This window comes from Pseudomonas sp. P5_A2_2 (assembly GCF_054177685.1).
In genome coordinates this window covers 1-4,176 of sequence record NZ_JBGCUL010000385.1, presented here as the reverse complement: position 1 = coordinate 4,176, position 4,176 = coordinate 1, and the positions used below count along the sequence as shown (strand labels likewise).

At 59.6% G+C, this 4,176-nt stretch carries 4 protein-coding genes; 2 read left to right on the top strand and 2 right to left on the bottom strand.

Features of this window, described 5'->3' with window-relative positions:
- Window positions 1-600 (bottom strand): ArnT family glycosyltransferase (locus tag ACXRVY_RS18900; protein WP_458237974.1); only part of this gene is annotated, 600 nt, incomplete at its 3' end.
- A 166-nt stretch (window positions 601-766) separates the two neighbouring features.
- Between ACXRVY_RS18900 and ACXRVY_RS18895 the strand changes: the two genes are divergently transcribed.
- The gene (locus tag ACXRVY_RS18895; protein ID WP_458237973.1) at window positions 767-1,819 is read left to right on the top strand and encodes a metallophosphoesterase; all 1,053 of its coding nucleotides are present in this window, start codon (window positions 767-769) and stop codon (window positions 1,817-1,819) included.
- A 154-nt stretch (window positions 1,820-1,973) separates the two neighbouring features.
- Here ACXRVY_RS18895 and ACXRVY_RS18890 read toward each other — a convergent pair whose 3' ends face one another.
- The gene (locus ACXRVY_RS18890; RefSeq protein WP_458237972.1) at window positions 1,974-3,380 is read right to left on the bottom strand and encodes a DUF2252 domain-containing protein; all 1,407 of its coding nucleotides are present in this window, start codon (window positions 3,378-3,380) and stop codon (window positions 1,974-1,976) included.
- Window positions 3,381-3,522: 142 nt separating this feature from the next.
- On the opposite strand from ACXRVY_RS18890, the gene ACXRVY_RS18885 reads away from it, so the two are divergent.
- The coding region (locus ACXRVY_RS18885; RefSeq protein WP_458237971.1) for a YeeE/YedE thiosulfate transporter family protein at window positions 3,523-4,176 on the top strand (654 nt) is incomplete at its 3' end.

Here is a 4,176-nt window from a genome sequence, read left to right as displayed (position 1 = left end):
GTTCAGGCGCTTGTCCATCAGGCTGGTGGCCAGCAGATACGCGAAGATCACCACCCCCGGCATGGCCAGGCCCAGCACGCCTTTGCTCAAGGTCGCGATGGCGATCCCTACAGCAAATAGCAATCCATTGCTAACGCTTGCTTGTCGTTGCCCTGCAAGGAACGCCAGCAACGCGGTGCTCACCCCGAGGGCGAGCAACGCATCTTCACCGACACCGCGCACGTTGCTCCAGTAGCTGGCCATGGTCGCCAGCAGAATCGCGGCCGTCCACGCGACAGTGACGGGCCGGCCGAACCGGCGCAGCATGGCGTACAACAGCAACACACTGAACAGCCCGGCGAATGCAGACGTCAGGCGAACGGCCCACGGCGTACCGCCAAATGCGCGAATTGCCCCGGCATTGAGCCACACGCTCAAGGGTGGTTTTTCCAGAAACGGTTCGCTGAACAGGCGAGGTGTCACCCAGTCATTATCCAGGTGCATTTGCATGGCAATTCCGGCAACCCGCGCTTCGGTGGAGCCTTGCAATTGGTGGTTGCCAAGGGCGAAGAAAAACAACAGGCAACACAGTGCAAACAGCAGTGGGACAGGACGCGACATGACTTTTGGCTACCGGAAAAAAGGAAGGCCGAAAATACAGGCTGGAAAAAAAGTATAGGGAACGATTTCTTAACAAATCGTGAACAACTGCTGTGATCTATTGAGGGTGAAAATCGACTTTGATTTCGCCACCCTGTCTGGCTTTCCAAGCCCAGTGAGTTCCTGATTGAAACGCAAAAATTACACCTCGATTTTTGCAAAACGTTTGGTGCTCCGAAGGATCGCGCTTGGCCCTGGCATTGCCTTCGCTCTTCTACTGGCGGCCGGTGGTTACTGGCTGTTTACGCCACCATCGCCGTACGTTCCGTTGAGTGGTCTGGACCCTGCATCAGTGTCGATGATCGCGGTGGGCGATCAGGGTAGCGGTGACCTGCAACAGTGGCGGGTGGGGCAAGCCATGGAGCGGGTTGCGTCCAAAGAGGGGCGCCTGGACATGGTGGTTTTCCTCGGTGACAACTTCTATGGCAAGCCATTGACCAGCACCCGCGATCTGCGCTGGGAAACTCGATTCGAGCGTGTCTATTGGGGCCATTGGCTCAGCCATGTGCCGTTCTACGCGGTGCTGGGCAACCACGATTACCCGGTGTCGCAAAAATACGAGATCGAGTACGGCCAACAGCACAAGGGATCGGGCCGTTGGCAGATGCCGGCGAATTTCTACGTCAAGGATTTCGGTGACGTTGACGGGCGGCCATTGGTGCGGATGGTGTTCCTCGACACCTCGGCGCCACGTGAGAGTTTGCAGCAGCAAATCGACTTGATCGATCAGGCGTACCAGGCACCCGGACCGGCACCGGTATGGCGAATAGCCGCGTCCCATCACCCGGTGCGCAATCAAGGCAAGCATGACGAGGAGTCGAATCTGCTCACGTGGCTCTWGCCAGTGTTGCAACGCAACCACGTCGATCTGCTTTTGTCGGGTCATGATCACAACCAGCAATTGCTGTTGCGTGCAGGCGAACCCGCTTGGGTGATTTCCGGGGCCGGTGGCAAGAGGCTGTCTGCCTTGCAAACGCCAACACCGGATAGCACTTTTACTGACTCCCGGGCTGGTTTTGCCAAACTCGACCTGAGTGCCACACAACTCAGGCTAGGGTATTACAACGACCGCGGCGACCTGGAATCCGGCTATCGCTGGACCAGAGACTGCCAGTGGATGGCCAAAGGCTGTTTGCTACCCGAGCCATCGCAAGGGAGCGTCGCGCAGGTGGCACAGTGATGGGCGCAAACCCGCAGGCAAAAAAAAGCCCGCGGGAGAGCGGGCAAACCGTAGTTTCTTGAATGAGCGAGCGAAATGTACAGGCTGGCGCGGGGTGGTGGGGTGAAGAAAAATTCATCTCGCTCAAAGCCCCGTACCGGAGCTTGCGACACCGCTACGGCAAATGATCCGCGGCAAAGTCGGCCTCCGACCGTGCCCGCAAGCGGCCCTTGCGGCAGGCTTGCTTGAATCGCTCGAAATCACGCTCGTTGTGCTCGGTATAGCCCTGGGCATATTTATAGAGCGCGTCGGCCAGTGCGTCGCTCTTGCCGATGTAGCCGCTGATCATCGCCGCGTGCCCGGAAGACTTGGCATGGGCGCGAGCCAGGGCCCGGCCGCAGAGCCGGCCATAGGCGGCGAATGCGTCGCCATCGAAGGTCTCGAGTTCGGCGGAGATTTTCATATCGCGCAATTGCCGCACATAGAAATGTCGCCCGCTGGGACCGGTGGTCCAGCCGAGGAACAGGTCGCTGGCCGATTGCATCAACCGCTGGCCGTCGACCACCCGCTGCCCCTCATGCCGCACCCGCGACCTGGTCTGCACGTAGSCGGCGAGTACCGAGCGTCGTGCTTCCTTGAATTGCAGGAACAGCGGGAACTGCTGATCGTCGGTCAGCAGCGCCACCAGGCAACGGGTGCCGACACTGCCCACGCCCACCACTTTGAACGCCATGTCCTGAACGTGAAAACGCGATAGCAGATCACGGCGGTCCGCTTGCAGGGTGCCGCGATAGTCGCGCATGAAGGTGTCGTAGAGCGGACGCCAGTCCGAGAGGCGTAACCAGTCGTCATCGGCGTCCAGCAGCGTGGTGTTTTTGTGCAGGTGGAAAATTTCCGGCAGGTCATCGCGAATGATCAGACGACCATGGGCGTCTCGTTCGCTGCTTTTTGGCAGCAGTTCGGCATGGGTGCGCCGTTCGGCTTTGGCGATGGCGCGTTCCACATGGTCCAGGGTGCTCTTGTTGGCCTGCGCCAGCAGGTCGTCATAGCTGATGGATTCGTACCAGGTTTCCAGCGAGCTCTGTTCGGCGCACTCCTGCATGGTCTGCTGATAGGCGTGCACCACCTCGTGGCAGATCGTTTCCTCAACGGATTCCCCATGGCGCAAGTCGCGTGCGGCCACCAGGAAGCTCGCGACCAGGCGTTTCAAGTCCCACTCCCACGGCCCGGGATGGGCTTCGTCGAAGTCGTTGACGCTGAACAGCAGGTTGCGCTCAGGCGTTGCGAAACCGCCGAAATTCATCAGGTGGCAATCGCCGCAAATCGGCGACACCAGCCCCATGTTCGAGGTGCCCGCCAAATCGTGGGCCTGCAGCAGCGCATTGCCGCGATAGAAGGTGAAAGGTGACACCAGCATGCGTCCGTAGCGCAACTCCACCAGGGATTTGACGCGTCCTTCACTCGACGCCTTGATCAGCGGTATTGGGTCGCGGTCGACATTGCCCAAGGCTGCTTGCGAACTGCGGGAACACTTCTTGCGCGCATCCTTGCCTTGCTTCAAACGGTCGGTGAGGGTGGTCATGGGGGCCTATTCGACAGGGGTTGTAGGGCGATTGCGAAATGAGTGTAGAAGGGCTTTACGGGTTCATCCGAAGTGTTTGCCCAGCGACTAATCTGTCTGTCAGGCATCGACTCGCTGCCATCACCCGGAAACAAGGAGCCCCGTGTTTTCATTGCCGGTTTCACTGCTGCTGGCGTTCCTCATTGGCTGGGTGTCCCAGCGCATGGGCATGTGCCTGGTCAATGCCATGGGGCTGCTGCTAAAGCGCCGGCCGACCCTGTTCGTGTCGCTGGTCAGTTGCGGTTTGTTCGGCCTGATGCTCGCGCCGTTCTACGCCTTGTTTGGCGTCAGTCAGCCGTTGTTCATTCCCGAAGTCGGCTACCTGTCGCTGGTCGGTGGCGGGCTGTTGTTCGGCCTCGCCTCGGTGCTCAACGACGGATGCAGCGTCGGCACCCTCACCAAGCTCGCCAGCGGCAACCTCAACAAGGTCTTCACCATCCTCGGCTGGGTGCTGGGCATCGTGCTGTGGCATCACTTGAACATGCTGACCGAACACCGGGCGCTGCAAATGCCGATGATCACCAGCCGTCATTACTGGCTGGTCATTGGCATCGTGCTGCTGATTTTGCTGTTCCTGGTGCGGATTCACGGCGACAGACACCTGGTGCTGTCGAGCCTGCTGCTGGGGGCTTTGACCAGTGCCCTCTACACCTTCGAACCGCTGTGGACGCCCAGCGTGTTTTTCTACGATCTATCGCAACCGTTCCGGGGCTCGGGCGACACATCATTGACTACCCCGCGTGTGACGGTGTTCGCC